Origin of the sequence: Pseudoalteromonas sp. NEC-BIFX-2020_002 (assembly GCF_013002825.1) — a bacterium.
Classification (GTDB): domain Bacteria; phylum Pseudomonadota; class Gammaproteobacteria; order Enterobacterales; family Alteromonadaceae; genus Pseudoalteromonas; species Pseudoalteromonas neustonica.
In genome coordinates this window covers 120,495-146,635 of sequence record NZ_JABEPJ010000007.1, presented here as the reverse complement: position 1 = coordinate 146,635, position 26,141 = coordinate 120,495, and the positions used below count along the sequence as shown (strand labels likewise).

The following is a 26,141-nucleotide window of genomic DNA, read 5'->3' as shown; positions in this document are numbered from 1 at the left end:
CTCCTAATTATTGATGACTTTTGATTCACTAAAGGTATTAAACCACGTTGTTTTTTCTGATCCTGATGATTGTGTAAACTCGGCAAAATCAGGGTAAGCACTCAGTAGATCAACGCCCTCTTTAGGATGAGACCAGTTCACACCAATTTCTAATGCCCAAGGTAACCCTTGTGCTGTTTGATAATACATTTCTGAACCACTGTTATCATCGGCTTGACCATATGAGATTGCAAAAGCCTCTGTGGGAGATTGGTTTTTAAGATGTACTTCCCAACTTCTAGCATTGTTAACATCGACAAATGGGCCATGATAAAAACCATTTACAGCAAAAATAAAGGGGTCAAATAATGCGGATGGAGCGCTTTCACTTGCCACAGGTGTAATTAAAGGCACTGTCACTTTAAAGCTAACTTTAGGGCTGTTTTCGCACCCGGATTGTGTTCTAAAATATGTGCATGACGCTGAGGTTTCAAACCAGTTCTTAGTATCAGCCATAACGATTATGATAGTCTCACTACGCCCTGGCTCGATCGCAGAGCTAGTTTGCTGCACACCGTTTATTTCATAACGAATTAAATCTTCATTGATGTTACTAGACAATATTGAATCTAAGCGCACAGCAAAACCGTTATGATAACTTGCCCCAACAGCATTTAACGTGCCCTCTACTGTAAATCTCACAACATCAGAACCCACTAAATCAGTGGTTGTACGGTAATTAACAACAACATCATTAAAGTCATAATCACCCTTTTCAGGCCATAAATCCTCATAAGCCAATGCAACCCAATCATTTGCCCCTGGATAGCTAATACTGGTAATTCCTGGATCTGATATGCTAATTGGGTAATCTTCAACCTCACCATCAGATACCCCGCCAATAGAGCCTATATCAGCTGTTTTTGATACTCTGAACCTTGACCATGTATCACCTACAAATGCATTACTTGGAATATCTACTAATATTGCATTTAACCCTTCAACCAATAAGTGCTGGCTTATCGCTTGCGTATCATCAAACTTGCCATTATTATCCCAATCAAACCAAGCGTTTAAATAACCTTCTTTTGATGCTTTAACAATAATTAAACTATCAAGGCCAGCCTCTAAGGCTGTGACAAATTGAACGCCATCATCGCTATCATCTGTAGATTTAGGTGCAGGTTCGCCATTGACAATATCACCTAGAAAAATGCCATTTTCATCAAATTCATGTCTTGCACCGTTATCAGCTAATGAAATGCCATAGCTAGTTGGCGCATCACCAAAATCAATCGTGGTGTCATCTTCATCTATGATCGGTGCTGTTGCACACCTTGCACCATCGTTATTAGAAGAGCTTGGCCCGTAAGCAAACAGCGTTGCATTAGGTGATGCTGCTGAAACATCAATTCTGAAAACATGACCATCACTATTTCTGCTGATATAAAAATTACCATCAACATCAAAATAAACTGCACCAAATGTACCGGACACTCCCACATTACCTAAATTGGTTGATACTGCGGTTGAGCCATCTTTTTGGATAGTTATTTTATGTAAATTACCATTACTATCAACACTATAAGCACGGTCTGCGTTAGGGTTTGAGTCTGCATCAGGGTGAAATGCTAAATCAAAGATGTTTAAATTGAGTAAATCTCCAGAAACAACCAGATTCATAATTAAGTAGTCGCTACTACTTTCATCTAAATCAGTACGATAAAGGCCATAGCTAGCGCCTTTTCTATAGCTGTAGTAATAATTTTGTTGAACAGAAACGTCACCAACATAAAAATTAGTGCTTGCGGGTGTGTTAGCAACTGCTAATGGAATCATTTGAAAGTCGTTGCCAATTTTTACTATGGTTGCTGCGTCGTATCCCCAGCCATATAAATATCGGTCATGTAGATTAAATCCCAACCCATTGATTTTGCCAGTAGTGCCTAAATTATCACTTAAAACAGCATTGCTACCAGTTGCTAAGTTAACACCATATAATTTAGCAACTGACTCTTGTACTAAAAAAGCTTTTGACGGACAAGTCGTAAAAGGATCTGCGTGTAAATCCAAACTCAATAAAGCCAAAGTGACAGCTACATAAAGTTGTTTAGTTTTCATATAAAGACTCCAATGGGTAAGCTACTTTGGAAGTGCATTACTCAAGCCAACTTTTTTTATTATATACTTCAAAGTGTTGTGGCATTGCTAATCAATGCTTTTGCAATTTGCGATACGAATTGCGACTCAATTACTCAACTAGGTTTGCTTTTTATCCGCCTGATATTCCAGTTAGATAGCTTAACTCTGAGTAATACAGTTAACAGCGCGCAAGCGGTAATGTTATTCCTGATGAGTAATTAGCAGCTAAAAATATATGCTTGTCATTTTTATTTAAGTAAAACAATTGATTAAAAATGTTATTTTATAAAATCGCTTAAGTAGTGTAGGTGGCGTAAGTGGTTGGTATTGTTCAATAGGCTATGATGCCCGCAGAAATGTTACTAACAACGGCGCATATAGTTTAGATTTCAATGCGGCCAATCAACTTAAAACCGCGAAAGGTAATAGCTATTTATATGATGGTCACAACCGCCGCGTAAAACAGACCGATGGTAATGGCACCAGCTATTCAATGTACAGCCAAGATGGTACATTACTGTACAGAGAAAAAGGCGACACCATAACAGGCAACGGCACTAACTATATTTACTTAGGTAAAAAACTGATTGCCAAATACAGTGACGTAACACCGCAAACAGTGAATGAAAGCCGTCAGCACAGTCGTCCATTTGGTGAATCGATAGAAGCACCCAGAGATGACGTAGGGTACACAGGGCATAAATTCGACACCGACTTAGGGTTGAGTTATATGCAGGCACGATACTATGATCCAGTCATAGGTCGGTTTTATTCGAATGATCCTGTTGGTTGGACTTCTGCAAATCCTGTAATGTCCTTTAACCGCTACTTGTATGTCAATAACAATCCGTATAAATATACTGATCCAGACGGTGAATTTTTAGACATAGTTCTTGATGTTGGCTTTATTCTGTATGACCTAGGTGATATGGCATTTAATGGAGTGAATGCAACGAACTCAGCATAGTTGGGCGCAAATGTTGCTGGGTTGTTTATTCCCGGAGCCACAGGGCTTGGACTTGCAGTGAGAGCTGGTGATAAAGGTGTCGATGCGGCAAATGTATTACGCAGGACCTGCTGTTTTGTAGCTGGAACTCAAGTGCTAACTAAAGGTGGCTACAAGAACATTGAAGATGTTAAATTAGGTGAAAATCTGTGGGCGAAAAATACTGAAACAGGTGAACAAGACTGGAAGCCAGTTACAAAGGTATTTATTGAACCAGATCGAGGCATCTTTGAAATCAAATTAGTTGCTGGAGATGGTTTTGAACAGAAAATCCAAGCAACAGATGACCACCCTTTCTATGTCATTGGTAAGGGGTGGAAACAAACTATTGAGTTAAAATTTGGTGATAAGATTGAAACTGATGGCAATGGAGCTATGGAAGTTGTCAGTGTTATAGATGAGCAAAGACTCGACTTAACATATAACTTTACTGTAGCTGATTTTCATACTTATTATGTTACAAAGAAAAATGTTCTAGTTCACAATTGTAATCTACATAGTACTTCGAAGTCGGTAGATAAGGCTTTCAAGAAAAATAGTCGATTACAAGTAGCTTTTGAAAAAGCTACAGGTAAAGGTGAAGTCGATGCTACAGGTCAAGAAGGCATCAAGGCACTAAAAGGTAGCAAGTATACTCATGAAGTTAAATTCAAAAGTAAAGAGTTTGGTGATGTTAGAATACTGGGTAATAAGCAGGAAAACGGCACATTTAAGTGGGAAAAAGCAACAGACCACAAAGGTGTAAAGAGGAGCTAATAAGTGAATTTCCCTGAAGTAGAATTAAGTGATTCATTGATAGACAAAGCGACTAGTGATGGCTGTGTAAACTACATTTCTACTCTGAACAATGAGGACCCTGAAAGCTTTTCTGAGTATTTTGGTGATTTAGAACCTTCATCATTACACTCAAGTTTAGTGCGAGTTTCCTATGTGAAAAACATAGTAGTCGATGATTTAAGCGATCACTTTGAGCAGCCAACTGAGTTTTTTTTCAACTGTATGCGATATATATTTGCCTATGATGAAGATGGTGATAAAGAGCATATTGCTACTTATGTTTTAGTAATTGATCAAAGCATGACGGCTGTGGATGATTATTTACTTTAATGTAAACTTACTCGACTACATGTAGTATTTTTTTGAATCCAAAGCCTCGGACTCGCGGGGCATTGCTTTTTCTGGCTTGGGGCTTGGGCTTGTTTTCAAGGCTGGCTGTTCACCTCAATGAAATAAACAAAGATGACACCCACCCTAAAGTTTGATACTTGAATGCAAGAAGAGATAAACTTTTAGCCCAAAAGAGTAAACTTAGTAGCGCAGTTTTATTTACTCAATTAAAGTGGCTGTCTAGTTTATTTCGTAAGTATGTTGATCCAAACGGTGAGTTGAAGGTTAGAGCTCGCGTTGCGACAGTCTCACCTCAGCAATCATTAATTAATGCCAGAGTTAATCACTTAGTTAGTCAAATAAGGCAAGTAAATACGACTTTTAGTGGTTTATTTGCAAGACCTTCTTCTGATTCTGGCAGTCAACATAACATGCAGACCATTAACGCCTTGCAGTCAAGGTTGAACAATGCCCAGCAAGCGGGTTTCTGTGGGCCGGGAGCTAGTAATCCTAGACCTACAGATCCAACTACAGGAATGACAGTCGGAAGATTTATAGTAAATTAGAATGGTACTACGATGATAGAACCTGTGGGAGGGAGTACTGTAGGTGCAGGAAGATCACTAGCCGGAGGTGTTAGGCAGGAGACGTATACAACATACCCTAATGACTCAAATTATCAGAGATTAAACGCTCAGGGGCATGGTAATAACCCACAACCTCACGGGCATGGTCACGCACCGGGAACTGAGCCGGGGATGAGAGGTCAAGGTCCTTCACTGGACATATACGGAAATATCGTGCCAAATAATACAGGTGCGGCTCATTGGCCGTTAACTGGGGGATCAAATTGAAAAACAGTATCGAATTAATAAAGTCTCTTTATCTAGGTGATAGATATATAGAAAAATTGACGTGGGATTTTGGTAAGAAGACTTTCGAAATTCAAATTAATCTAATTTCGTTTTGTGATGCAGAAGCTGGGGAGTGGAACTTTGATAGCTCTAGAGACATTGAACATGGTGTATTAATATTTTCTGGCGTTAGATCTGTTGAGTTTATGGATAATAAAAACTTTCCAAACGATCAAATCAACGAAATAGTCGTTAATGAAGTTGATCAAGCATTAGGTTTCAAAGTGTTTGCTGATTCAATATCAGCATCTGGAGAAAATATTGAGAGTCACGTAGCAATAGTTGCTGATGAAGTTCGAATCTCAGCGGAGACTATTACAAAGTAAGTAGGCATGGCTCAATCTTTTTTGATTCCAAAGCCTCGCACTCGCGGGGCTTTGCTTTTCTGGCTTAGATAGCTCGGGATTTTGGATAATAAAAATAAAGATCAAAAATAAAGATGACACCCATCCTAAAGTTTGTATTTTGCACTAACTTTTTTCCTAAAGTTTGATACTTGAATTCAAGAAGAGATAAGTTTTTAGCCCAAAAGAGTAAGATAATTAACGCAGACATCCACCGTTAATTTTATTAAACGCCCTTTTAAAGGGCGTTTTTTATGTCTATTGATTTGCGGTTTATAGGCAATAGGGTCGTTTGGGTGGGCAGTTAATATTTGTAATAGCGACAGAATAAACCCAAGGCTTCAATGAGCAATACATTGAAGCCTTTGATATTAAATGGGTAATGCTCTTTTGTTATTAAATAATGTTATTGTACGTGGAAAACTATAATACTGAGTGGTATAGTTAGCCAAGAGTAAGGAATTTAAATGTATATCTTTAAATCAAAATGGTTCAGTAAGTGGGCTGAAAAAGAATGTTTAACCGATCATGCTTTGCAAGAGACGATACGTGAACTTGGAGAGGGACTTAATGATGGTGAACTAGGCGGCCATGTTTATAAAAAACGAGCAGCAATTCAAGGCCAAGGTAAACGTGGCGGGTTTCGTACTATTGTAGCGTTTAAAGTGGGTGATAAATCATTCTTCATGTTTGGTTTTTCTAAAAATCAACGAGATAACATAGGTAAAAAAGAGTTAAAGACACTGAAGTTGATGGCAAAATAATTACTTGGTTATTCAGATATTCAACTCAAAAAAGCCATTGAATCAGGTGAATTAATAGAGGTAATAAATCATGAGTAATAGTATTTTAGATGTTATGCACGACACCGCAAAAGGGTTGACTGATGCGGGTGTAATGGATGTGCAAACAATGCGGGAATTTGATGTGTTATGCCTACCAGAAATAGAGCGCTATGATGCTGCACATATAAAAGCAATACGAGAGAGAGCTCATGTTAGTCAAGCCGTGTTTGCTGCTTATTTAAATACAAGCCCTTCGACGGTTAGATCATGGGAGCAAGGTGGGAAATCACCAAAAGGAGCGTCTTTAAAATTACTCAACCTAGTGGCGCACAAAGGGCTAGATGTACTTGCTTATTAAATTCATTGAACACTTAATATCACTAAGACGTTCATTTAAATCATTACTTTAATAAGATTGACCCTGTGGATCATAAAGCCAATTACTGTATATGCAGGCACGATATTATGATCCAGTGATTAGGCGTTTTTACTCAAATGATCCGGTTGGGTTTACTAATGTACATACGTTCAATAGATATGCATACGCTAATAATAATCTGTATAAATACATAGATCCCGATGGTAGAGAAGTACGTTCTGTATACAATAATGCTATTGGTCAGTTAAGTATGAGGGATAGGGACACTGGTAAAAAAATTGTCATAAATGCGGAGTCTGGTGGAAAGCCATTTGGAGGAATAAACTAGACAGCCACTTTAATTGAGTAAATAAAACTGCGCTACTAAGTTTACTCTTTTGGGCTAAAAGTTTATCTCTTCTTGCATTCAAGTATCAAACTTTAGGATGGGTGTCATCTTTGTTTATTTCATTGTGAAGTCAAGATTTGACCCCTTTTGTTTTCATTCTCGGTGGTGAAATTTACTTTCTCGGACTAAAGCCCGACCTACAAATAAAACCAACTAGTTTGTCTTTTATGTGCTCGCTAGGATTAGATAACACCCATTTCCCCCTCTTTGAAAATGGAATAAAAACATGAAAATACGGTTAAAAAGCTTGAAAACACTTTGATGTCTGAAGTCAAGATTTGGCCCCTTTTGTTTTGATGTCTGAAGTCAAGATTTGACCCCTTTTGTTTGATTTGTCATGTGTCATTCCTGTTTTTATCAGTTTAATCAAATGACACAGATTTTTGAACACTCCCGTGGGGGCTGGAGGTTAGAGACCTCCGGCTACCCGATTAGTTTCTGTTTTCACCAAACTTATTCAACAATTTTTCAGTTAGCACTTGCGCCTGTTCAATATCTTGAAATTCCATATTTTGAGTAATACGCAGCTTAATAAAATCTAATTTCAAGTGAATATCGTTATCCTCTACTATTTTTAATCCAAAGTCTGCATATGCTATGGCTTTTAAATAGTTTGGGTTTCCTGTGTCAGGATCGTAATTTTGATATTCTTTTACCAGCCTTAATATTGACTGCTCTCCACCAGTTAAAGCAACACTTTCTGAAAGTTGAAATTTCAGGCTATCAAATTTAATTCTTTGCTCTATTGTTTTCTCACGATTTAATTCAAGCAACCCTTTACTTTGAAAGTATTCTTTGTCTGAAATAGCCCATAACTCTGTCATGGCGTCATCAGAACCTAATTTGATTGCTTTAACAAGTAACTCAATAAAATCATCAGATATAAAGCTAATTTGTGAACAGCGCTCAAAAAGAGACAAAACATCTTCGATATACTCGTAGGGCTCACCCACCTCATTTGCATTGCCCAGCCAATTATCAAGTTCATCTTGAGTTTTAGGTATTGCGCTGCAACGACGTATTTCTTTTGCTTCAAATAAGTATTCTTCTGCGGATACAAGAGCACTAACTTCTATATCAGTTTCAATCGTTGATTTTTCTTTCGGCTTTAAGCCTTTGGAAACAACCTTTTCGCTATCACTTTTATCGCTAAACTTTTCAATTTCACTATGTTCTTTTGGAATAAAATAGAAAACAACTAAGGCCAAAATTGATATAGCAAGAGTAATTTTTTTCACAAAACCTCGATAGGAGACTAACGCCTCGTTTAAGGGGCAGAAACACATGGGCTACAATGCGAAGCAGCCCATGTGCTTGTGTCCCAGTGTGCGCCAGCACACGCCTTAAAACGTTTTTTAGCGACCTCCCGCCACGTCAAAAACATCTTTTACCAACAAGAAATTATTAAATCTATTACTCTGCTCCGTGTCTAAGCCTTTTCTCCATTGCTTGACTCCAGTAATCATATGTTCGCAGAAAGTGTTTATATGTAGAACAAGTTGGTTATTAAGAATACTTCCATGCATGATCATTTGCCCATGTGGCTCTACAAATTTAATACCCTGCAATATTTCTCTAGCACGTTGCGATGAGATGTCACCTAATCCCTGATGAAGGTATGCACATCTGAAAGCATAACAATCGTTGCCTGATAACTTAGTTTGCTTTTTTAAATTTTCATAGTCTTCTTTTGTGCTGTATGTCAACACCATTTGAAGTTGAGATTCGCTGTAGTTTGTTTTGTAAAAGCTACCAACATACTGATTAAACCAAGCAGCATATTTTTTACCATTAGTATGCGCACCATCATTAATATATGAGCAAATGTCTGGAATGGTTAAGGCTGTAGCGAGTGCTGCGTGCCAATTTTTAGTTTCTAAAGAAAGGGCTATTGAGCTTGTTAAATGGTCCATTATTTATCCGAGTCGCTAACATTTTAGTATTTATGCGACACGCAGTTTGTCTTGCATAATCGCTTGTTGGACTGAGGCGCTACCTACTCGGTATATCAGAGTTGGTGTTGTTTATGCTATGGGAATTTTTTTTATGGCCTAAGTGATATCAAACCAATTTCATTGGCGTGTCTATCGTATCTAAGCTATCCCTGCGTTACTCAGCGTTTATTATGTGCCTATTAAACCGAATATTTAACCGTTAAGCAATGATATTTTTCTTACGCACTGTCGCGACTAGCCTGAGCAGTTAAGCAGGTTAACTCATTGATTTGATGCAGCAAGCAAGGCTGCTAACTCGTTCGTGCTATTTTATTTGTCTCCACATCTAAATTCCCGAATTCAGGTTTCAAGTAGCTAAAGCTCTTAATTTAGCGTAAGCGTCTAGCAAAGTGCACCTGCCAGTAATTCGTCAAACCGATTAAGCTATTTCTTAATTTCAATTAGGAGATAGCCATGAGAAACAAAGATGACACCCATCCTAAAGTTTGATGCTTGAATGCAAGAAGAGATAAACTTTTAGCCCAAAAGAGTAAACTTAGTAGCGCAGTTTTATTTACTCAATTAAAGTGGCTGTCTAGTTTATTTCGCTAAAGCAAGTCTCGCACCTGCGGTTTATATGACTTGCCAATTTTAACCTTTGCGTTTGACGCTAATTGGATGGTGTCGGTATTTATCGCAACAACCTTACTTTTGTTGATCACGTAGGATTTATGTACTTGCATAAAGGAGCTGTCGAGATCGAGTAAAACTTGCTTGAGGGTACTGTTTACTAAGGTGGCGGTTTCTCCTTGCCATACTTTTACATAGTTGCCGTAGGCTTCAAACATGTCGATTGAATTAAGTTGAAATTTACGTTTTTCACGCTCGATTTTAAGTGTAATAGTTGAAGGTGCAGCGCCGGTGAGGGGCAGTTGATTTTGGTTAGCTCTTAACCTGACCTTGTCTAATGCTTTTTCAAGTCGCGGCGCTGATACTGGCTTGAGCAAATAATCGGTTACATCCAGCTCAAAGCCTTCTAAAGCGTATTCTTGATACGCGCTAATAATAATCACTTGTGGGCGCTTGGCGAGGACTTTTAAAAGTTCGATACCGGAGAGCTCGGGCATATTTATATCTAGAAAAAGTAAATCAATGGATGATGTTGCTAATGTGCATAAGGCATCTTTGGCATTAAAACTTTGTCCTGTTACTTTAATATCGGGGTGTTTGGTCAAGTGGTGCAAAATGACCTGATGGGCAAGGGGTTCATCATCAACAATCAGTGCGTTTAACATCGTGGTAGCTCCATGGCGAGTGTGGTTTGCCAAAGGTCATTATTTTCATTAATTGTGAGAGTGTGCTTATTTGGGTATAAAAGGGCCAGCCTGCGGCGCAGATTAGTCAACCCAACTCCCTGATGTGAACTAGTCTGAGCATGGTTGATAGGGTTAGCAGAAAACAAGGTTAATGTGTTCTCTGTGATTGTGAGCTTAAACACGACGGTGACTTTGTCTGATGTGGGTTCTACGCCATGTTTAATCGCATTTTCTAAAATCATAATAAGCAATAAAGGGGCAATAGCATATTGCTGAGCCTGCTCAGGCCATTGTGTTTCAAACTGACAACGCTCGCCACTGCGTATACGCTGCAGGGCTATAAAGTATTTTAAATAATCAACCTCATTAGTTAAACTCACCTGCGATTTTTGCCCCTCATAAACGCTGTATCGCAATAAGTTAGCTAACTGCATAACAAGTTCTGGCGCGTCATCTGATTTAGTTAATGTGAGTGCGTATAAGTTATTTAATGTATTAAACAAAAAATGTGGGTTGATCTGTTGTTGCAGTAACTTGAGCTCTGTTGTTGTTTGTTGTTGGGCAATTTCATTGATTTGGGCGTGCTGCTGCTGACGCTCAAACGCTAAAATAATGGGGGTACTCACAGCCAAATAGAAAAACATAAACAGGTAGTTATCAGGGCTAAAAATATTATTGTTTCCGCCGGGTGTGAGGTTTGAAATACCCACAGGCAAGTCATTTATGGGGAGTAAAAGTACCCAAGAAGTTAGAGTGGGCGTTAGTATAACCAAACCTATTAAGCTTGCTGATAAAAATGCCAACACACCACAATGTGTTAATATTTTACGTATCAGTATGTAGCGGTTTAATAAGTACACACTATACATAAGTGCTGTATACAAAGTGATTTGCCAAAGGTAATTCACAAAGTTATCAAACTCAGAGAATATTTTAGTGATATCAATAATTATATTAAATGGCTGATTTAGCATAGGGTTTACATGTGTATTGAGTACCCCAGAAAAAATAAGCGACCAGCCAAACATCATCATAAATAACATCCCATCGAGTGATACAATTGACTTTAGCCACTTGCTGTTTAGGATTTTTTTGCTTTTATTCCCCCGTTTTGAAATCAGCCATACTAAGCTCACACTCAGGCATAACGCCCAGCTTTGCAGGTCAAGAAAATGCCATTGCGCAGTGTTAGCAAATTGCTCTTTAAGTATTAAAAATAGTATTGGGTAGACTATAAAACCGAATGAGAACACTATTACTGCGCGCTTTAGCGTGAAACGAGATGCGCATACATGGGCGACTAAAAAGGGAGTGCATTGTAAAAATAGTTGTGCATTGATCAGTAAGTAGTCTGAAATAAAATGTAATTTTAATGATAAAAAACGGATATGCGCTTCAAGCAAAATTATGGCGATTAAGGGCAAAAACACGATCAAGTGGTGCGCATTAAAACGTTGCCGTAATGAGGAAAAAACCCTGTGCATTGTGAACTCCATTTATTTGTTCTTATTATAGTTACTCGAATATCACGTCAGTATCTAAGTCATTATATGCTCTACCACGAGAGTAAATGGTCTGAATGAGCACTACAAATGACGAAAGTCACTATTTAAATGATGAACGTCTAATTTAAACTTTTATCACTTTGTTTAGTGCTTTAATCATCAATGTATCGAGTGTTGGCCTGTGTTGACTTAAGCTAATAGTATATTAATTAAGGAGATACCACTATGCTGGCGCTGACGAACATAAATAAAACCTACGCAGACGGTACACACGCGCTTAAAGATGTGTCACTTACATTACCAAGCGGTATGGTGGGGCTACTAGGCCCAAATGGAGCAGGAAAATCAAGCCTAATGCGCACTTTGGCGTGTTTACAGCATGCGGATTCAGGCAGCATAGAATTTAACGGGCTCGATGTAATAGCGAAACCGCAAATACTTAGAGAGCAGTTAGGTTATTTACCGCAATATTTTGGTGTTTACCCTAATATGAGTTGCCGTGCATTGCTTGACCATATTGGCGTATTAAAAGGGCTACCAACAAAAACACGTAAACTACAAATCGATAACTTACTTGCGCTTACAAACTTAACGCGTTTTGCTGACAAAAAAGTGGTTAACTTTTCGGGTGGGATGCGCCAGCGTTTTGGTGTTGCACAAGCATTATTAGGCGATCCAAAATTAATAATTATGGATGAACCCACCGCAGGACTTGATCCTATGGAGCGAGAAAGCCTTAATAACTTATTAGTTACGATCAGCAAAGACAGACTGGTATTACTCTCAACACATATTGTTGAAGACATTGAAAACCTTTGTCATCACGTGGCGATTATTAATCAAGGGGCTGTGGTTGGCAGCGCCGATGTACTTGACTTGATCTCACCGCTTGAAGATAAAGTATGGCAACTTGATAGCTTGCCTGCTGATATTGAAAAAAAACATATACTGAGTAAAAGTTACCGTTACGGTAAAGCGGCTTTTCGTGTGTATGCGCAACAGCAACCGTGTGAAGATGCAAAGCTAAGTAAAACGACATTACAAGATAAATACTTTTTTGAGCTTAATGCACAAGGAGGCGTATCATGTTAATGATGAATGAGTGGAAGTTTGTGCTACGCCAACCTTTAGTGTGGCTGTGTATTTTAGCGCCTGTTGGGTTTACTATTTTATTAGCTAGTGGTCTAGCAACGCTCGATGTAGATATTGTTAAACAGTATCAGCTAAATGTGATTGCCATGCAGATGATGGTGCTGCCTGTATTAGTAGGCGTATTGTCGCCAATTGTATTTTTACGCGATCAACACGCGAATATGGATTCACTGATTGCAGTCACGCCCGTAAGTGTATTTAAGCGTGGCTTTGTACGTTTTGCGCTGGTATTCAGCCTCGCTTTTTTGATTGTAAGCCTAAGCACTTTAATGATGATGTGTTTGCATTTTAGTCAGTTAGGTTTTCAACCCTCAATTCTAGCCAGAACATTATTCAATAGTCTGTTTGTATTATTGCCAAATGCAGTTCTTCTGACTGTGATTGGCTTTTGTGTGTGCCATAAATTGTCAAGCTCGTTAGTTAACTATGTGGTGTTTGCTGTATTATGGGTTGGTTATTTAGTGCTGGCGAGTTTAACTGGCAACCCTATACTTGCAGGCAGTAGTATTGCAAGTGAGCAGTTGCATTCGCTGTTTGTTTGGTTCGACCCTTTTACATTTACAGCAATAATTCATGGTTTTTCACAGCCAGAATCGTTTTGGAATACGCCGCTCATTATTAACCGTGTTGTGATTTTATTAGGCTCAGGGACGTGCATGTACTACGCATTACACACACGACCTAATCAAAAAAGTATGGCTCTTAAAACACAAAAAAAGGTTGAGCAGAACATTGAAAGTAGTGATGCTTTTATTCCTGGAACACGAGCAACAGAATATAAAACGTTTACAGCGTTACCTAATATGCTTTCAACTATCTTTGCTGTGTACAAAGCTGCGTTAAGTGATCTGATTGCACACCCCGTTACATGGATAATTTTTGCGGGATGGCCGTTGATTATATTTAATAATGTCGCTTCGAGGTCAGGTTATGTTGAGCCATTTTCTATCATGGACTACACCAGTATTGATGTAGTAAATCATTATGCGTTTGATACCTTACTAGTGCTGGGCACCTTGTTAATGTTGCTTTGGAGTTGGCAAGTCTGTACGCGTGGTAAAAGTACCCAAATGGCAGAGCTTATTGCAGTTTCGCCAGTAAAAAACGTGCAGCTGTTAATCAGTCATTTAGGCGTGTTAACCACCATGGTAGTGGCTCTATTAGTTGGGAGTTTTATTGGTGCAAATGCTGCTCAGTGGTTTTGTGGTGGTAGTTATCAGCCATTAGTTCATGTGCATATTTTATTAATGATTGGCTTTGGGCTAATGTTAGTTGCGTGGGCATTTGTGAGTGTGTTTCACTTGTGTCGTTCGTCAAAGACGGCTGGGCTTATCATCACTGCTATTTTACTTATCAAATTTACGCCTGTGATGACCTATTTAGGACTGACGAATACGCTATGGAGCCTAGCATGGACGCCATTACAAGGGCCAGAGGCCTTTTGGGGGTACCGTGGGAGCATCACAACTTATTGGCCTTATATGCAGCTGTGGTTAGTTGCCGTTGTTAGCTTGGTTATTGTAGCCTGTGTTTTTAGTTACCGTGGTGCGGGTATCGACAGCGCAAAAATAAGCCGTAAGCACAGTTGGTTAGTTTTACCTGTTATGTTGACTGGTGTGCTGTTTGTACAATTACATATGCAATTAGTCGCTGAAAAACCACTCACTAATTCTCACAAACGTGAGGTGTTTAAAGCGCAATATGAACAGAATTTTGTGCATTGGCAAAGCGTTGCACAGCCAAAAATAACCCATATTGATGCTAATGTTGATTTTTACCCTAGTAAACAAAAAGCAGATTTTGCTTTAACGTACACGCTTACAAATTTAGATAAAAACCCAATAAAGCAGGTATTAGTAGGGCGCGCTGGTTTTTATAATTGGGCTGATATTGAGGTGACTGGCGCGTATAAAGTAGATCATGATGAAACACTAAACCAAGCCGTTTTTGAGTTTGAGATTGCAATGCAACCGGGCGAAGTGAGAACGCTTAAAAGCACGTTCACTTATCAACAGCCAAAGCTATGGCCTGTTAATTCTCACCAAATAGTAACACCTGAATTTAGCTATATTCGTTCTGTGCCTTTATTACCTACAGTTGGTTATCAAGCAAATTATGAGCTGACTGATCATGGCCTACGTGAGACTCACAACCTTCAAGAAAAATTGCAGCGGCCACCGAGCCAATTATTTGCAAAGGCGGACAATCGCCAAGGCCAATTTGAATGGACAACGCTTTCAAGTACTGTAACAACAGAGGCCGGCCATCAGATTGTTAGCCAAGGGGAGTTAGTATCACAAGCGCGTATGGGTGGGCGCGAGATATTTGATTTTGTAACAAACAACCCTGTAAGCGCTATTCCTACTTGGGTATCTGTACCCTATAAAGCTGTAAGTAAAATGCAAAATGGCGTAAAGCTACAGGTTTTTGCACAGCACAAAGCTCAGCCAAATATTGTGCGCGCAATAGATGTAAACCTCACTGCAATGGCCGATACGCTAAAATGGTTTAGTGACAATATTAGTCCTTACAAAGGTAAGCAACTTAGCCTTATTGGGAGCCCAAATTTTGGTGCTACAGGTTATGCATTACCGCAGGTTATGTTTATTGAACACAATGTTGGTTTTAGAGCAAGACCCGCTGATGATGCGTTATTTGATCAACGCTATCGCCGTGCAGTGCATGAGACGGCGCATCAATGGTTTGGTCATGATATTGGTAATGGAGTAGCAAGTGACAGATCATTCTTAGTGGAATCGATGGCTAAATATGTTGAACTTGTAATGATTGAGCAACGCTATGGTAAACAAGCAATGCAGGGATTAGTTGACTTTGAAACGAAGCGTTACGAGCAACGTTCAATGATGGATATTACAGATAAGGTCGCACTTATTGATGCTACACAAAGTCATGATCAATATTCTCGCGCCACGATAGTGTTTGCAATGTTAAGAGCTGAAACAGGGGATGAGCCTATTGTCCGTGCATTAAAATCAGTGTGGCAAGAGCACAGTTATCCACAAAACCCTGCAAATTCAATGGACTTTATACGTGCGCTAAAACATGAAACGGGTAGGCAGCATGAGCAATTAATCACCCATTTGTTTTTAGAAAAATGAATTAACCTACAGTGATAAAAGCCGCTCTTATACTAAGAGCGGCTGTGTGTACCTTTCAAGGGGAGGTAAATTTAAAACGCGTAACTCACACTAAATCGAGTCGTGCGCGGCATAATGTAGCGGCCATTAGGTGCGTCCGCATTACGTGGATCGCCTTCGGTAATACCTTGCTCATTTGTTAGGTTATCAATTGCCAGTTGCAGTTTGATCCCTTCCATTGGCTCAAGGATAAAACCTAAATCAATTTTTTCGTAACCATCAAGGGTTACAGTGTTTTCATTATTACCAAAACGATCATCAACAGCCGACAACGTGCCATATAATGTTGCATACATGCCCTCTAGCTCAAAATCATAACTTGGCGTAGCACGAAGTTGCCATCTAGGCTGGCGTTGTGCTTCATTGCCTTTGTTTGTTGGGCTTTGAGTGATCTCAGTACTTTGAATAGTTGAATTAAGATTAATAGAAAACCCAGATTCATGGTTAAAATTGTAATCAAGTTCTACGCCGTATGCTTCGTTGGTTAAAACTTCTGCAGGTTCACCTGGGCGGCGAACAAAAGTGTCACCCTCAACTTTATTAGTAAATAGTGTGGCATAAAAGTCAGTGCTTTGGCTTATTAATTTATAACCAACTTCTGCTTGAGTGACTTCTTTAATGAGAGTTTCGCCCTTTTGGTAGGCGCTATAGTTATCTCTAAAGTCATCAAAGTAAGGCATTTTATAGCCACGATTTACGCGAGCAAAAACACCCGTATTGTCGTTCAGTGAGTAATTTATACCTGTGGTCCACGATGTTTTGCTTTCATCATATTTTACGGTTTTATTTATAATGCCATCAAGACCTTCGTCAACACTATATTGCACATCATGGTTTTCAAAACGCAGGCCGACATCTAGGGTTAGATCTTGAGTAAACTTATATTGAGTTGTGGCATAAAAAGCGTTAGTTCGGGCATCGCCTGTTGAGTTAATATCGTAATTAAAGTCGCAACCAGCTGTGCTTTCGTTACAGGCAATATCGTTTAGCATTTCGCCACCAGCTTGGAGCACGTGGTATGCTGTATTACCTAAGCTCCACCAATCGTTTGCTGAGGTGGTCGCCGTGAAATAACCCGCCGCAATTGAGAAGTCGTCAAACTGTTTTGAGAATGCTAAGTCATTGGTAAATGAGCTTATCTCTTTAAGCACAACCCAGCGACCAATTTGTTGAACTGGTGTACTACCGGTATAAATAGTGCCTGTTGCTGCACCTGTTGCACTTTGTTCATTATCAGCAACAGCACTAAGTGTAGTGGCTGCGCCAGCGGGGACTAAACCAAACGTGTTAGCATCGCCTTTGGTAATATTAAACCGGTCTGAAAAAGTCCAACCATTATCAAAATCTAGCTTAATACTCCCGCCAGATACATGGCCTTTCCAACCTCGACCATTACCTATATCAATGTGGTGTTCATCGTTATTTGGCCCGGTATAAATAGTTGCTTGGCGGTTGAGCGTACCAAGTTGTGTATATTCAGCATCAATGCCATCAACATTAAGGGGGGTTGGTAAATACCATGCGCCATGGTCGTCAGTTTGGCGAGTATAAAAATTCAACTCACCATTATCGAGAACTTTGGTGATATTAACTGTAAATTGGCTGCCTTTTTCAGACGTAAAGCCGGCATCTCGAATGCCCGGTGAACTTTTGATATAACCGCCTACCATAAAGTAAAGATCATCTGATATTTCACCACTAACAACGGCATCTACACGCTGTAAATTATAATCAGACGTGGTGTATTTAAAGAGCCCTTGTGTGTCTTCACTACCACGCTTTAAGCGAAAATTTGTGGTTAAACCGGGTTGACCGTTTGATAAAACAGGGTTCGGGCCGCCACGAAGTGCTTCCATGGTTTCAATGGTTTCGTCGATTCTAAATATTGAAGAGTTCTCTAAGAATGACAACGTAGACGCTGGATAAATAGGCGAGCCTTCAAGGCTTAACGTTAAAAATGGGGCGTCACCACCACCTGGAAAACCACGTACAAATATATTGGCCCCAGATTCACCACCTGAGCTTTCAACCCAGACTCCAGGTACCGCTTTAAACAGATCAGCTGTGCTCTTAGGTGATAACTTTATTATTTGCTCTGCATCAATATTTGTTACTGCGTAACTAGCATCAATTTTACGCACGCCCATACCTGCAGGGGTGCCAGAAACCACAATGCGTTCAACTTTATTATTAATTGCTGTTTGTTCGCTATTTAGCTGTTGCTGTGCAAGGGCGTTTTGACTGGTTAACGCTAAAAAAATAGCGCAAGCCAGTTTGCTTGGTGTGTGTGTTGTCATGTCGGTGTTCCCATTTTTGTTCGTTATATAAAAAACTATTAATGACCTAGCGCTTTGGTTGATGAATCAGTTTCGAGTTGTTTATTCAATACCTGCGCGTTGAATTTACTCGTAATAGCAAGCTACAGTTCTATAAAACTGCTTAGCAATTACAGGCGAAATATTGACCCAATACTTAGGCTGTACAACACAGTATTAAGCTATTTTATACAATGTTAATGCTGTGCTCTTTTAAACCTTAGAACTTTATGCAAACGTTTGCAATTATTTTTTTGAGCTTTCAGTGTTATTTTTATACATAACGATGTTTGTAGTGAAACTTATGTTTTTGCGCAGCCTATTTTTAATAATAATGGTATATTGCATGCCTATGATTTAAGGAAGGCGTCATATTTAACAATGAAGAATAAACAACTTAAGTTAGCCGATTTAGCCAAGCTTGCGGGTGTATCAACATCGACTGTTTCTCGCGCGTTAAATGATAACCCATTGATAAAAAAAGAAACTCGAGATAAGTTAAAGCAACTTGCTAAGCAACACAGCTTTAGTTTAAACACGGCTGCAAGCCGCCTTCGCTCGCAAAAAACTAATGTAGTGGCCGTAATTATTAATTTTGACAGTGGGACTGAGCAGTCAATTAATGATCCGTTCTTGCTTAAAGTGGTTGGTGAAATAAACCTAGCGCTAAATAAGCAAGGCTTAGAATTATTACTTTCAAACTCTTTTATGGCTGGTGATGATTGGGCTAATTATTTTATTAATGGCCGTCGAGCTGATGGTATTATTGTGGTTGGCCAAGGTAAAAATCCAGCAAACATTGAAACCGCAGCCGCTGCGGGTGTACCGTTAGTTGTATGGGGTGACCCTAAAACCGTAAGTGATTACGCTATTGTAGGCAGTGATAATTTTGTTGGTGGGCGTTTAGCCACTGAACACTTATTAGCCGTAGGTGCTGAGAATATTCTATTTTTAGGCGATCCTGACCATGCTGAAATTGGTGAACGATGCCGTGGATATATTGAGGCCATTAAAGCGGCTAATCGCACTCCACACATTATGTCTATTGATATTACCAGTGGTGCTGCGTATCAAGGAATAAACCACTTACTGGTTGAAAAAGGGTTGTGTTTTGATGGCATAATGGCATGCAGTGATATGGTTGCACTGGGGGCAATGAAAGCTTTAAAAGAGCGCTACATCAGTATTCCTAACGATGTTGCCTTAGTTGGCTTTGATGACATAGCAATGGCTGATATTAGTCACCCTTCACTTTCAAGTGTTAAGCAAAATACACAACGTGCATCGGTGTTATTGGTCGAAAAGTTACTCACTCAGTTACAAGGACTAAAAGCTGAATCGCAAGTTGTTGAAATAGAATTAGTTAATCGTCAATCAAGTAGCCGAAAATAGACCAATTAAACATATTAATAGCACTTATTTTAAAAATTAAATGCAAACGTTTGCATTTTTATTTTAGCTAAACTATTCTAAAAAGAAATCAACAACAGGTTAAGCGAATGAACTCAATAAGAATAACCATAGCATTGGCATGCAGTTACTTTGTGTTCGCTATTTTACTCAATAGTGTTGGTACTGTGATTTTACAGGCTATCAATAGTTTTGATATCACAAAAATGCAAGCTTCTGTTTTAGAAGGTTATAAAGACCTGACAATCGCGATTATATCGTTTGTTGTTGCATCCTTTATCCCACGTATTGGGTATAAATTTGCCATGCTATTGGCCTTAGGGTTGGTGGCTTTAATATGTTTATTGGTACCCTATATTGCCGAATTTTATGCGATTAAAATATTGTTTGCAGTGATTGGTTGCAGTTTTGCGATTATGAAAATATCGGTTTACTCAGTTATTGGCCAGGTTACTGACAACGCTAACACACATTCTTCATTGCTAAACACCATAGAAGGCCTATTTATGGTGGGTGTATTATCAGGGTATTGGATATTCTCTGGGTTTATTGATAGCAACGATGCACACAGTACCACCTGGCTGAATGTGTACTATTTGCTTGCAGGATTAATTGCTGTGGCATTTGTTGCTGTAACTGTTGCACCAATTAAATCCCCTGACACACATGCCCAACGGGGAGAGCACTGGCAGGCTTTTGTTGAAATGTTGGTACTTACATATAAGCCTTTGGTTTTAATATTCATTATTAGTGCATTTTTATATGTGCTAGTTGAACAAGGTGTTGGTACTTGGCTGCCAACGTTTAATAATCAGGTACTGAAATTACCAGTCGATGTCAGTATTCAATTAGCCAGCTTATTTGCAGCTGCTCTTGCGTTGGGTCGGTTAGTTGCAGGGCAGGTTCTACGTGTGATTGGTTGGTATAGTTTGTTGTTAGGGTGCTTAATTGCAATGGCAATGTTAGTTTTGCTGATATTACCACTGACTCAAGACGTTGACGGTAGCCATATAACCAATGTATTTGATGTGCCTTTTGCCGCTTATATGTTGCCCTTAATTGGTTTTTTTATGGCGCCATTATATCCACTATTAAATTCAGTAATGCTCAGTTCATTACCCTCTAGTCAGCATGCATCAATGACGGGATTGATTGTTGTTTTTTCTGCCTTAGGTGGGACAACAGGTTCAATAATCACCGGTTATATATTTGATAAGTTCAGTGGACAACATGCTTTTTATCTCACTTTGATCCCTATTAGTTTATTGGTAGTCAGCGTTTCTATATTTAAAAAAATGACAATAGCTCAGCATGCAGAGCCAGTTAAAGGATGATTATGAATTTTGTAAATAGCCAATTATTTTTAGATGTGCAGTTAAGTGGCTTATTTGCTGATAGCAAAACCTTTGCCGATGCGAAAGCAAAAAAAACGTGGCAATATGCTTGCCAGTGTTACGAGAAACTAGGACCATTACAGGATAAAGCTCTGTATGCTTTCGTCATAGACAATTTTATTTTTGAATCAGTTGAGTTACCCGATGCGAAAATAAATACAGCTAGCGTGAGTGATTATATTACTGATTTATGGCCTTACTTATCCCGAGAGGCTGATAAGCCACAAAGCAGCTCATTACTGCCATTAACGCATAGTTACACAGTGCCTGGTGGGCGTTTCCAAGAAATATATTACTGGGACAGCTATTTTACCTCGTTGGGCCTTGAAGACATTGGCGACATTGCCAGCATTGAAGCCATGATATTTAATTTCATTGATTTACAAAAGCGCAATGGGTGTATTCCAAATGGAAATCGTGCGTACTATAGCTCGCGTTCTCAACCTCCTGTTTTAGCGTTAATGGTTGATTTGGTTTGGCAAGCAAAGCACCGCGACAATATGAATACTCAATGGTTATCACAATGCGTTGTAGCACTAGAGCAAGAGTATGCTTTTTGGATGCAAGGCAGTGAGCAGTTATCTGATAAAGTGCCAGCACATAAACGTGTTGTTAGAATGGCGAATGATGCGCTACTTAATCGTTACTGGGATGATGAGGCAACGCCAAGGCCGGAATCATTACGAGAAGATTTACACGATGCGTCACTATTACCTGAATCTGAACGGGCTGATTATTTTAGGAATATACGCGCCGCGTGTGAATCAGGGTGGGATTTTAGCCGTCGATGGCTTGCAGATACAAATTTAACCAGTATTCAAACAACCGATATTATCCCTGTAGATTTGAATAGTTTGCTCTATAACCTCGAAAATCAACTTGCAGTGTATTTTGGTGAGCTAAATAACTCACAAAAGCAGGTATATTTTAATCATAAAGCAACGCAGCGTAAAAAAGCGATTAACACGTATTTATGGGATCCATCGCATTACTTTTTTGTAGATTATAATATTCGACAAAAGCAATACTCGCCAATATTATCACTTGCTGCTGTAGTTCCTTTATTTGTGAAGTGCGCAGATGAAGAACAAGCTCACTGCGTTAAACAAATACTTATGCAGGACTTTTTAAAGCCGGGTGGGTTAGTTACTACATTGTGTGACACATCTCAGCAGTGGGACAGTCCAAATGGCTGGGCACCATTGCAGTGGTTTGCAGTGCAAGGCTTTAAACATTATGACTTTGAAAAAGAAGCAACATCGGTCATGCATAATTGGTTAGGAATGATAGAAATGCGGTTTAGTGCTGATAGTTGTTTACTTGAGAAATATAACGTTTGCGAACCAGATAACCGTGCTGGTGGCGGTGAATACAGTGTACAGCAAGGGTTTGGCTGGACAAATGGCGTGACTTCGCGGTTTTATAGGTTAGTCTTTTTGGCTGGTTCTTAATAAACTATATTTGTAGAGTATATTATTTTGCGGTCTCAATCTAAATAGCTAGACGTCTATCCTTGTAAACACTATATATATCATAGTATTAATCAATAAATAACGGTTGAATGTTGTTATTTAATTGGGTATTGTGAATAAAATATTTCAAGGACGAAAGCAGATGATTCGACCGACTTCTGTATTTATAAAAACAGTTCAAAACGTACGCCCTCAAACACAAAGCTACTCTTACTTGATAAAAATACTAGAGGCGTTTTTTGGCAAGGTTAAAATGGAAGACTGCTTGCCGCATACGAGTGAGCGCCATGATTTTGACCTTTATTTAGTCGACAGTGCCGGCAGTAATTGGCAAGATTTAGTGCCCGCAGATTTAATTATGCTAGCAAAATTACGCCCTGTTATTGTTTTTAATGCTAATCCTGATGCAACATGTGAAAAAAACCTATTGCTTAATAATTTTAAAGGTGTGTTTTATGATCATGACGCACCAGAAAATGTATTTAAAGGATTAGTCCGCATAATTAATGATGAATTGTGGTTTAGCCGTAAGATCATTTCATCTACTTTCATTGAAATCCTCGCGATGGTCACAAATAGTGAACAGTCAAATACCCTCAATATCGATAGCACACACGAGCAATTAGTTAATTTAACTAAACGTGAAAAATCAGTTATATACTTACTTGCTCAAGGTGCCAGTAATCATGATATTGCTGATCGATTAAATATCAGTGATCACACGGTGAAAACCCACCTGTATAGTGCGTTTAAAAAAACCAGCTCACGTAATCGTATTGAACTTGCTAATTGGGCACAGCGTTATATGGCGGTTAGATTGCCGTTGCATGATTAAATGCTTTTTATAGTTATTGAGTAGATAGGAAATAGCATGAATACGTGTATTTTTTGCGATATTGTCGCTGGCAAAGAACCTTGCCACAAAGTGTGGGAAGACGATGAACATTTGGCTTTTTTAACTATTTACCCAAACACGAAAGGGGCCACGGTTGTGATCCCTAAACAGCACCTTTCAAGTTATGCCTTTGCACAACCGGATCAAGTTCTTGAAAAACTTATAGTCGCAACTAAAAAAGTAGCGCTTATTTTAGACTCTGTACTCGATGGAGTAGGGCGAACAGGTATGTTTTTAGAAGGCTATGAAATTGATCATCTACATAGTAAATTATCACCTATGCATGGTACGGGAAGTGGATCTGAATTTCATCATATAGAACCAACATTCGGGCCCTTTATAGAAAAATATGAAGGCTATTTATCATCTCATGATTGCGAGCGTGCTGATGACAGCGAACTTGCTGTGTTAGCCAAGTTACTTCAAGATCATGTGCCACGTTTTAGTTGTTAGATTACTGAAGGATCATTATGTTAGAGGCAGCTGCACTTTTATTGTTATTTTGCGGAATAGTTCACTCATACTTGGGTGAAAAGTATATTTTGATCCGCTTATTTAAACGCGACAATTTACCAAAATTACTTGGCAGTGATTGGTTTACAAAGCGTGTATTACGTTTCGCTTGGCATTTAACTACCATTGCTTGGTGGGGATTTGCGGCGATCATCTACTTTATACTGTACCCCAGCGGCAATTACAGCATTGATATTCTGCATATTATTGCTGTGGTATTTATCCTAAGTGGTATTATGTCGCTAACGTTTACCCGAGGTAAGCATTTGTCGTGGATATTCTTTTTTTGCATCGCAGGATTATGCATTGCAGTTGGTAATAACTACTAGCGAAGATTATCTATTTAGATACAGCCTTGGCAATAGATTTAACTATTTACTAAGGCTGTTGTTGGGGAAAGATTAACTACGCTTTGTTGCCCATATTCCTTTATCAATGCCTTTAATGACTAAATCGCTGAGGGCTTTTTCAATTGCCTGAGTGACGCAAATACTCATTGGCTCGTTATCGCTGTAGCCTGCTTCAGCTTCGGCTAAACGTTTGTAGCTGACATAACGGAAAAAGCCTGCCCGCATTTCTTGGCTAAGTACTTTTTTGCTTGTAGCAACCGAAAGTAAAACTTGTCCTGTACGTACATCTACGGCACGTAAATAAATAGAGATTGCATCTTCTCGGTATAGCTCTGATGCGCCAATGCCAAAATATTCCATGCCAAATCCACCTGTTTTTACATTGGTGTCGTAGCTAATAATACCCCCTTCTAAGATTATTTTTGCCGTCGTTAAAGGTGGGAGTTCAACAGCATTGGGTTGATCTGCTTGAGAAGCGCGAATGATTTTTCGCTCTGTTAGTATATTTTGTAAGCCTTCTCGTTCAACAGGGATAAACCAATCAGACTCATGCAGTGCTTGCATTAAAATTGAATTTGCACCTTGCGTGACGGCGGTAGAAAATGAACTCACATTCCCTTGTGGTTTATACTGACCTGTTTGATCGCGAAACGAATACACAGAAACGGCAATGCTACCTGCTGGCTTAGGGAGTTGTTGCAGTGCTGTAAAGGTATCAGTAGGTGCTAAAGTAGCGGCTAACTCTTTAGATGGTGGGATCAAGTGGCCCACATTACTACATGCTGATAAAAGAGCAGATAATGCAATGGCAAATGCTGTAATTGATAATTTTTTCATTTAGCTAAACCTCGGGACTTCAATAACTACAATGCTGCCATCAGTGGTGTTGGTAATACGTACTGTTATTGAATCAACAGTACTAGTGATCACTTGAATCTCATAATCCCCGCTTAAGAAAATAGAATCTTGATTAAAAATACTGTCATCAATATCCTCGCCAAAAGCAATATCTGTGATTTCACGTACCATACGATTTAAATACGTACGCTCTAAGGAATCTTGAAATTTTTCAGCATAACTTTGCTCTATAATCGGGGCTTTATGTTTATTTTGTGATTGCGCTTTATTGAGCAACATATTAGCGTTTAATGGGCTACCGCCAAAACTAGGGTTTATTGGGGTATAGACAAGCTCGGTTGCACACAAGGTGAAAGAAAAAACCGTTGTAATAATTGTTATTATATATTTCATAAAATTGGGAGTCATTTTACCATCCGTTTTTTGCCATATCTGGCGAAGCTTTGTGTAAATTTGAGCGTGCCATTGCATCCATAACGCCATAGAGTGCGTGCTCAACGCGATCACTAATTGGTTCAAGTCGACGTCCTAAATAGGTTACGTAAACAGTTTGATTATTCATCATAAGGGTAAGTTGAGTGCCAGCGCGAGGTAACACTGTTTCTTTTATTTCGACGTTAAAACCCGCAGTTGAAGGGAGATCGCGCCATAAGTTAGAAAATTCAAAATAAAATTGATGACCAAAGCGGCTAATACTGCGATCAAGTACCAAACCATCTATTTCTAATTCATCAGCACCATGAGAAAAAGCGCTGTAGGTCAATACACACAGCAAGCTAAATGAAGTCATAAGTGTTTTAATTAACATGGTATAACGTATAGGGG

The 26,141-nt window shown here is 39.1% G+C and carries 26 protein-coding genes; 17 read left to right on the top strand and 9 right to left on the bottom strand.

Annotation, left to right across the window (positions count from 1 at the left end; genetic code table 11):
* Window positions 1-3: 3 nt before the first annotated feature.
* Window positions 4-2,100, bottom strand: a complete 2,097-nt coding sequence (locus tag HJP15_RS10025) for an LruC domain-containing protein (RefSeq protein ID WP_170173669.1) — start codon at window positions 2,098-2,100, stop codon at window positions 4-6.
* Window positions 2,101-2,614: 514 nt separating this feature from the next.
* On the opposite strand from HJP15_RS10025, the gene HJP15_RS21915 reads away from it, so the two are divergent.
* From HJP15_RS21915 to HJP15_RS21910, 9 genes are all read left to right on the top strand, one after another.
* The gene (locus tag HJP15_RS21915; RefSeq protein ID WP_249365831.1) at window positions 2,615-3,088 is read left to right on the top strand and encodes an RHS repeat-associated core domain-containing protein; all 474 of its coding nucleotides are present in this window, start codon (window positions 2,615-2,617) and stop codon (window positions 3,086-3,088) included.
* Window positions 3,089-3,883: a polymorphic toxin-type HINT domain-containing protein gene (locus HJP15_RS10015; protein WP_170173668.1), complete on the top strand. Its 795-nt coding sequence runs from the start codon at window positions 3,089-3,091 to the stop codon at window positions 3,881-3,883.
* Window positions 3,884-3,886: 3 nt separating this feature from the next.
* Window positions 3,887-4,234, top strand: a complete 348-nt coding sequence (locus HJP15_RS10010; RefSeq protein ID WP_170173667.1) for a hypothetical protein — start codon at window positions 3,887-3,889, stop codon at window positions 4,232-4,234.
* Window positions 4,235-4,392: 158 nt separating this feature from the next.
* On the top strand, window positions 4,393-4,800 hold the full coding sequence (locus HJP15_RS10005) for a hypothetical protein (RefSeq protein ID WP_170173666.1): 408 nt from the start codon (window positions 4,393-4,395) through the stop codon (window positions 4,798-4,800).
* A 12-nt stretch (window positions 4,801-4,812) separates the two neighbouring features.
* Window positions 4,813-5,088, top strand: coding sequence for a hypothetical protein (locus tag HJP15_RS10000; protein WP_170173665.1), 276 nt, complete (start codon window positions 4,813-4,815; stop codon window positions 5,086-5,088).
* A complete protein-coding gene (locus tag HJP15_RS09995; RefSeq protein ID WP_170173664.1) occupies window positions 5,085-5,474 on the top strand; it encodes a DUF6258 family protein in 390 nt (129 codons plus the stop codon). Before HJP15_RS10000 ends, HJP15_RS09995 begins: the two co-directional genes overlap by 4 nt.
* Before the next feature lie 485 nt (window positions 5,475-5,959).
* Window positions 5,960-6,256 (top strand): type II toxin-antitoxin system RelE/ParE family toxin, encoded by a 297-nt coding sequence (locus HJP15_RS09990; RefSeq protein ID WP_249365830.1) that lies wholly within the window; start codon window positions 5,960-5,962, stop codon window positions 6,254-6,256.
* 70 nt (window positions 6,257-6,326) lie between these two features.
* Complete coding sequence (locus tag HJP15_RS09985) at window positions 6,327-6,635, top strand: helix-turn-helix domain-containing protein (RefSeq protein WP_008137812.1); 309 nt, start codon at window positions 6,327-6,329, stop codon at window positions 6,633-6,635.
* A 91-nt stretch (window positions 6,636-6,726) separates the two neighbouring features.
* Complete coding sequence (locus HJP15_RS21910; RefSeq protein WP_249365829.1) at window positions 6,727-6,984, top strand: RHS repeat-associated core domain-containing protein; 258 nt, start codon at window positions 6,727-6,729, stop codon at window positions 6,982-6,984.
* Window positions 6,985-7,475: 491 nt separating this feature from the next.
* Here the strand turns inward: HJP15_RS21910 and HJP15_RS09975 are convergent, their stop codons facing one another.
* The 4 genes from HJP15_RS09975 to HJP15_RS09960 all read right to left on the bottom strand — a co-directional run bounded on the left by HJP15_RS09975 (window position 7,476) and on the right by HJP15_RS09960 (window position 11,778).
* Window positions 7,476-8,282: a hypothetical protein gene (locus HJP15_RS09975; RefSeq protein ID WP_170173663.1), complete on the bottom strand. Its 807-nt coding sequence runs from the start codon at window positions 8,280-8,282 to the stop codon at window positions 7,476-7,478.
* Between the two features lie 117 nt (window positions 8,283-8,399).
* Window positions 8,400-8,957 carry a hypothetical protein gene (locus HJP15_RS09970; RefSeq protein WP_170173662.1) on the bottom strand — a complete coding sequence of 186 codons (558 nt, stop codon included), beginning with the start codon at window positions 8,955-8,957 and terminating at the stop codon, window positions 8,400-8,402.
* Between the two features lie 629 nt (window positions 8,958-9,586).
* Complete coding sequence (locus HJP15_RS09965; RefSeq protein WP_170173661.1) at window positions 9,587-10,273, bottom strand: LytR/AlgR family response regulator transcription factor; 687 nt, start codon at window positions 10,271-10,273, stop codon at window positions 9,587-9,589.
* A complete protein-coding gene (locus tag HJP15_RS09960) occupies window positions 10,267-11,778 on the bottom strand; it encodes a sensor histidine kinase (RefSeq protein WP_170173660.1) in 1,512 nt (503 codons plus the stop codon). Before HJP15_RS09960 ends, HJP15_RS09965 begins: the two co-directional genes overlap by 7 nt.
* Window positions 11,779-12,024: 246 nt before the next feature.
* Here HJP15_RS09960 and HJP15_RS09955 point away from each other — a divergent pair, with 246 nt between their 5' ends.
* Together HJP15_RS09955 and HJP15_RS09950 are read left to right on the top strand one after the other, a co-directional pair.
* Window positions 12,025-12,891 carry an ABC transporter ATP-binding protein gene (locus HJP15_RS09955; RefSeq protein ID WP_170173659.1) on the top strand — a complete coding sequence of 289 codons (867 nt, stop codon included), beginning with the start codon at window positions 12,025-12,027 and terminating at the stop codon, window positions 12,889-12,891.
* The gene (locus HJP15_RS09950) at window positions 12,885-16,070 is read left to right on the top strand and encodes a M1 family aminopeptidase (protein WP_170173658.1); all 3,186 of its coding nucleotides are present in this window, start codon (window positions 12,885-12,887) and stop codon (window positions 16,068-16,070) included. Before HJP15_RS09955 ends, HJP15_RS09950 begins: the two co-directional genes overlap by 7 nt.
* A gap of 71 nt (window positions 16,071-16,141) precedes the next feature.
* Here HJP15_RS09950 and HJP15_RS09945 read toward each other — a convergent pair whose 3' ends face one another.
* On the bottom strand, window positions 16,142-18,406 hold the full coding sequence (locus HJP15_RS09945; protein ID WP_170173657.1) for a TonB-dependent receptor: 2,265 nt from the start codon (window positions 18,404-18,406) through the stop codon (window positions 16,142-16,144).
* A gap of 399 nt (window positions 18,407-18,805) precedes the next feature.
* On the opposite strand from HJP15_RS09945, the gene HJP15_RS09940 reads away from it, so the two are divergent.
* The 6 genes from HJP15_RS09940 (at window position 18,806) to HJP15_RS09915 (ending at window position 24,437) form a co-directional block, all read left to right on the top strand.
* Complete coding sequence (locus HJP15_RS09940) at window positions 18,806-19,816, top strand: substrate-binding domain-containing protein (RefSeq protein WP_170173656.1); 1,011 nt, start codon at window positions 18,806-18,808, stop codon at window positions 19,814-19,816.
* Window positions 19,817-19,923: 107 nt separating this feature from the next.
* Complete coding sequence (locus tag HJP15_RS09935) at window positions 19,924-21,168, top strand: MFS transporter (RefSeq protein ID WP_170173655.1); 1,245 nt, start codon at window positions 19,924-19,926, stop codon at window positions 21,166-21,168.
* Window positions 21,169-21,170: 2 nt separating this feature from the next.
* A complete protein-coding gene (locus HJP15_RS09930; protein WP_170173654.1) occupies window positions 21,171-22,679 on the top strand; it encodes a trehalase family glycosidase in 1,509 nt (502 codons plus the stop codon).
* A gap of 163 nt (window positions 22,680-22,842) precedes the next feature.
* Window positions 22,843-23,535, top strand: coding sequence for a helix-turn-helix transcriptional regulator (locus tag HJP15_RS09925; protein ID WP_170173653.1), 693 nt, complete (start codon window positions 22,843-22,845; stop codon window positions 23,533-23,535).
* A 36-nt stretch (window positions 23,536-23,571) separates the two neighbouring features.
* Window positions 23,572-24,048, top strand: a complete 477-nt coding sequence (locus HJP15_RS09920; protein ID WP_054204155.1) for an HIT family protein — start codon at window positions 23,572-23,574, stop codon at window positions 24,046-24,048.
* Window positions 24,049-24,065: 17 nt separating this feature from the next.
* Complete coding sequence (locus tag HJP15_RS09915; RefSeq protein WP_054204156.1) at window positions 24,066-24,437, top strand: hypothetical protein; 372 nt, start codon at window positions 24,066-24,068, stop codon at window positions 24,435-24,437.
* Window positions 24,438-24,509: 72 nt separating this feature from the next.
* Here the strand turns inward: HJP15_RS09915 and HJP15_RS09910 are convergent, their stop codons facing one another.
* From HJP15_RS09910 to HJP15_RS09900, 3 genes are read right to left on the bottom strand one after another with little or no spacing between them, the layout of a single operon-like run.
* Window positions 24,510-25,295, bottom strand: a complete 786-nt coding sequence (locus tag HJP15_RS09910) for a CsgG/HfaB family protein (RefSeq protein WP_054204157.1) — start codon at window positions 25,293-25,295, stop codon at window positions 24,510-24,512.
* The gene (locus tag HJP15_RS09905) at window positions 25,296-25,709 is read right to left on the bottom strand and encodes a curli assembly protein CsgF (RefSeq protein WP_054204189.1); all 414 of its coding nucleotides are present in this window, start codon (window positions 25,707-25,709) and stop codon (window positions 25,296-25,298) included.
* Between the two features lie 16 nt (window positions 25,710-25,725).
* Window positions 25,726-26,106 (bottom strand): curli production assembly/transport protein CsgE, encoded by a 381-nt coding sequence (locus HJP15_RS09900; protein WP_231658990.1) that lies wholly within the window; start codon window positions 26,104-26,106, stop codon window positions 25,726-25,728.
* Between the last annotated feature and the right edge of the window lie 35 nt (window positions 26,107-26,141).

What these genes read in the sequence shown, in the direction of transcription:
- HJP15_RS10025 (WP_170173669.1), bottom strand. Translation starts at nt 2,100, where the DNA reads ATGAAAACTAAACAACTTTATGTAGCTGTCACTTTGGCTTTATTGAGT.
- HJP15_RS21915 (WP_249365831.1), top strand. Translation starts at nt 2,615, where the DNA reads ATGTACAGCCAAGATGGTACATTACTGTACAGAGAAAAAGGCGACACC.
- HJP15_RS10000 (WP_170173665.1), top strand. Translation starts at nt 4,813, where the DNA reads ATGATAGAACCTGTGGGAGGGAGTACTGTAGGTGCAGGAAGATCACTA.
- HJP15_RS09990 (WP_249365830.1), top strand. Translation starts at nt 5,960, where the DNA reads ATGTATATCTTTAAATCAAAATGGTTCAGTAAGTGGGCTGAAAAAGAA.
- HJP15_RS09985 (WP_008137812.1), top strand. Translation starts at nt 6,327, where the DNA reads ATGAGTAATAGTATTTTAGATGTTATGCACGACACCGCAAAAGGGTTG.
- HJP15_RS21910 (WP_249365829.1), top strand. Translation starts at nt 6,727, where the DNA reads ATGCAGGCACGATATTATGATCCAGTGATTAGGCGTTTTTACTCAAAT.
- HJP15_RS09970 (WP_170173662.1), bottom strand. Translation starts at nt 8,957, where the DNA reads ATGGACCATTTAACAAGCTCAATAGCCCTTTCTTTAGAAACTAAAAAT.
- HJP15_RS09965 (WP_170173661.1), bottom strand. Translation starts at nt 10,273, where the DNA reads ATGTTAAACGCACTGATTGTTGATGATGAACCCCTTGCCCATCAGGTC.
- HJP15_RS09960 (WP_170173660.1), bottom strand. Translation starts at nt 11,778, where the DNA reads ATGCACAGGGTTTTTTCCTCATTACGGCAACGTTTTAATGCGCACCAC.
- HJP15_RS09955 (WP_170173659.1), top strand. Translation starts at nt 12,025, where the DNA reads ATGCTGGCGCTGACGAACATAAATAAAACCTACGCAGACGGTACACAC.
- HJP15_RS09950 (WP_170173658.1), top strand. Translation starts at nt 12,885, where the DNA reads ATGTTAATGATGAATGAGTGGAAGTTTGTGCTACGCCAACCTTTAGTG.
- HJP15_RS09945 (WP_170173657.1), bottom strand. Translation starts at nt 18,406, where the DNA reads ATGACAACACACACACCAAGCAAACTGGCTTGCGCTATTTTTTTAGCG.
- HJP15_RS09940 (WP_170173656.1), top strand. Translation starts at nt 18,806, where the DNA reads ATGAAGAATAAACAACTTAAGTTAGCCGATTTAGCCAAGCTTGCGGGT.
- HJP15_RS09935 (WP_170173655.1), top strand. Translation starts at nt 19,924, where the DNA reads ATGAACTCAATAAGAATAACCATAGCATTGGCATGCAGTTACTTTGTG.
- HJP15_RS09930 (WP_170173654.1), top strand. Translation starts at nt 21,171, where the DNA reads ATGAATTTTGTAAATAGCCAATTATTTTTAGATGTGCAGTTAAGTGGC.
- HJP15_RS09925 (WP_170173653.1), top strand. Translation starts at nt 22,843, where the DNA reads ATGATTCGACCGACTTCTGTATTTATAAAAACAGTTCAAAACGTACGC.
- HJP15_RS09920 (WP_054204155.1), top strand. Translation starts at nt 23,572, where the DNA reads ATGAATACGTGTATTTTTTGCGATATTGTCGCTGGCAAAGAACCTTGC.
- HJP15_RS09915 (WP_054204156.1), top strand. Translation starts at nt 24,066, where the DNA reads ATGTTAGAGGCAGCTGCACTTTTATTGTTATTTTGCGGAATAGTTCAC.
- HJP15_RS09910 (WP_054204157.1), bottom strand. Translation starts at nt 25,295, where the DNA reads ATGAAAAAATTATCAATTACAGCATTTGCCATTGCATTATCTGCTCTT.
- HJP15_RS09905 (WP_054204189.1), bottom strand. Translation starts at nt 25,709, where the DNA reads ATGAAATATATAATAACAATTATTACAACGGTTTTTTCTTTCACCTTG.
- HJP15_RS09900 (WP_231658990.1), bottom strand. Translation starts at nt 26,106, where the DNA reads ATGACTTCATTTAGCTTGCTGTGTGTATTGACCTACAGCGCTTTTTCT.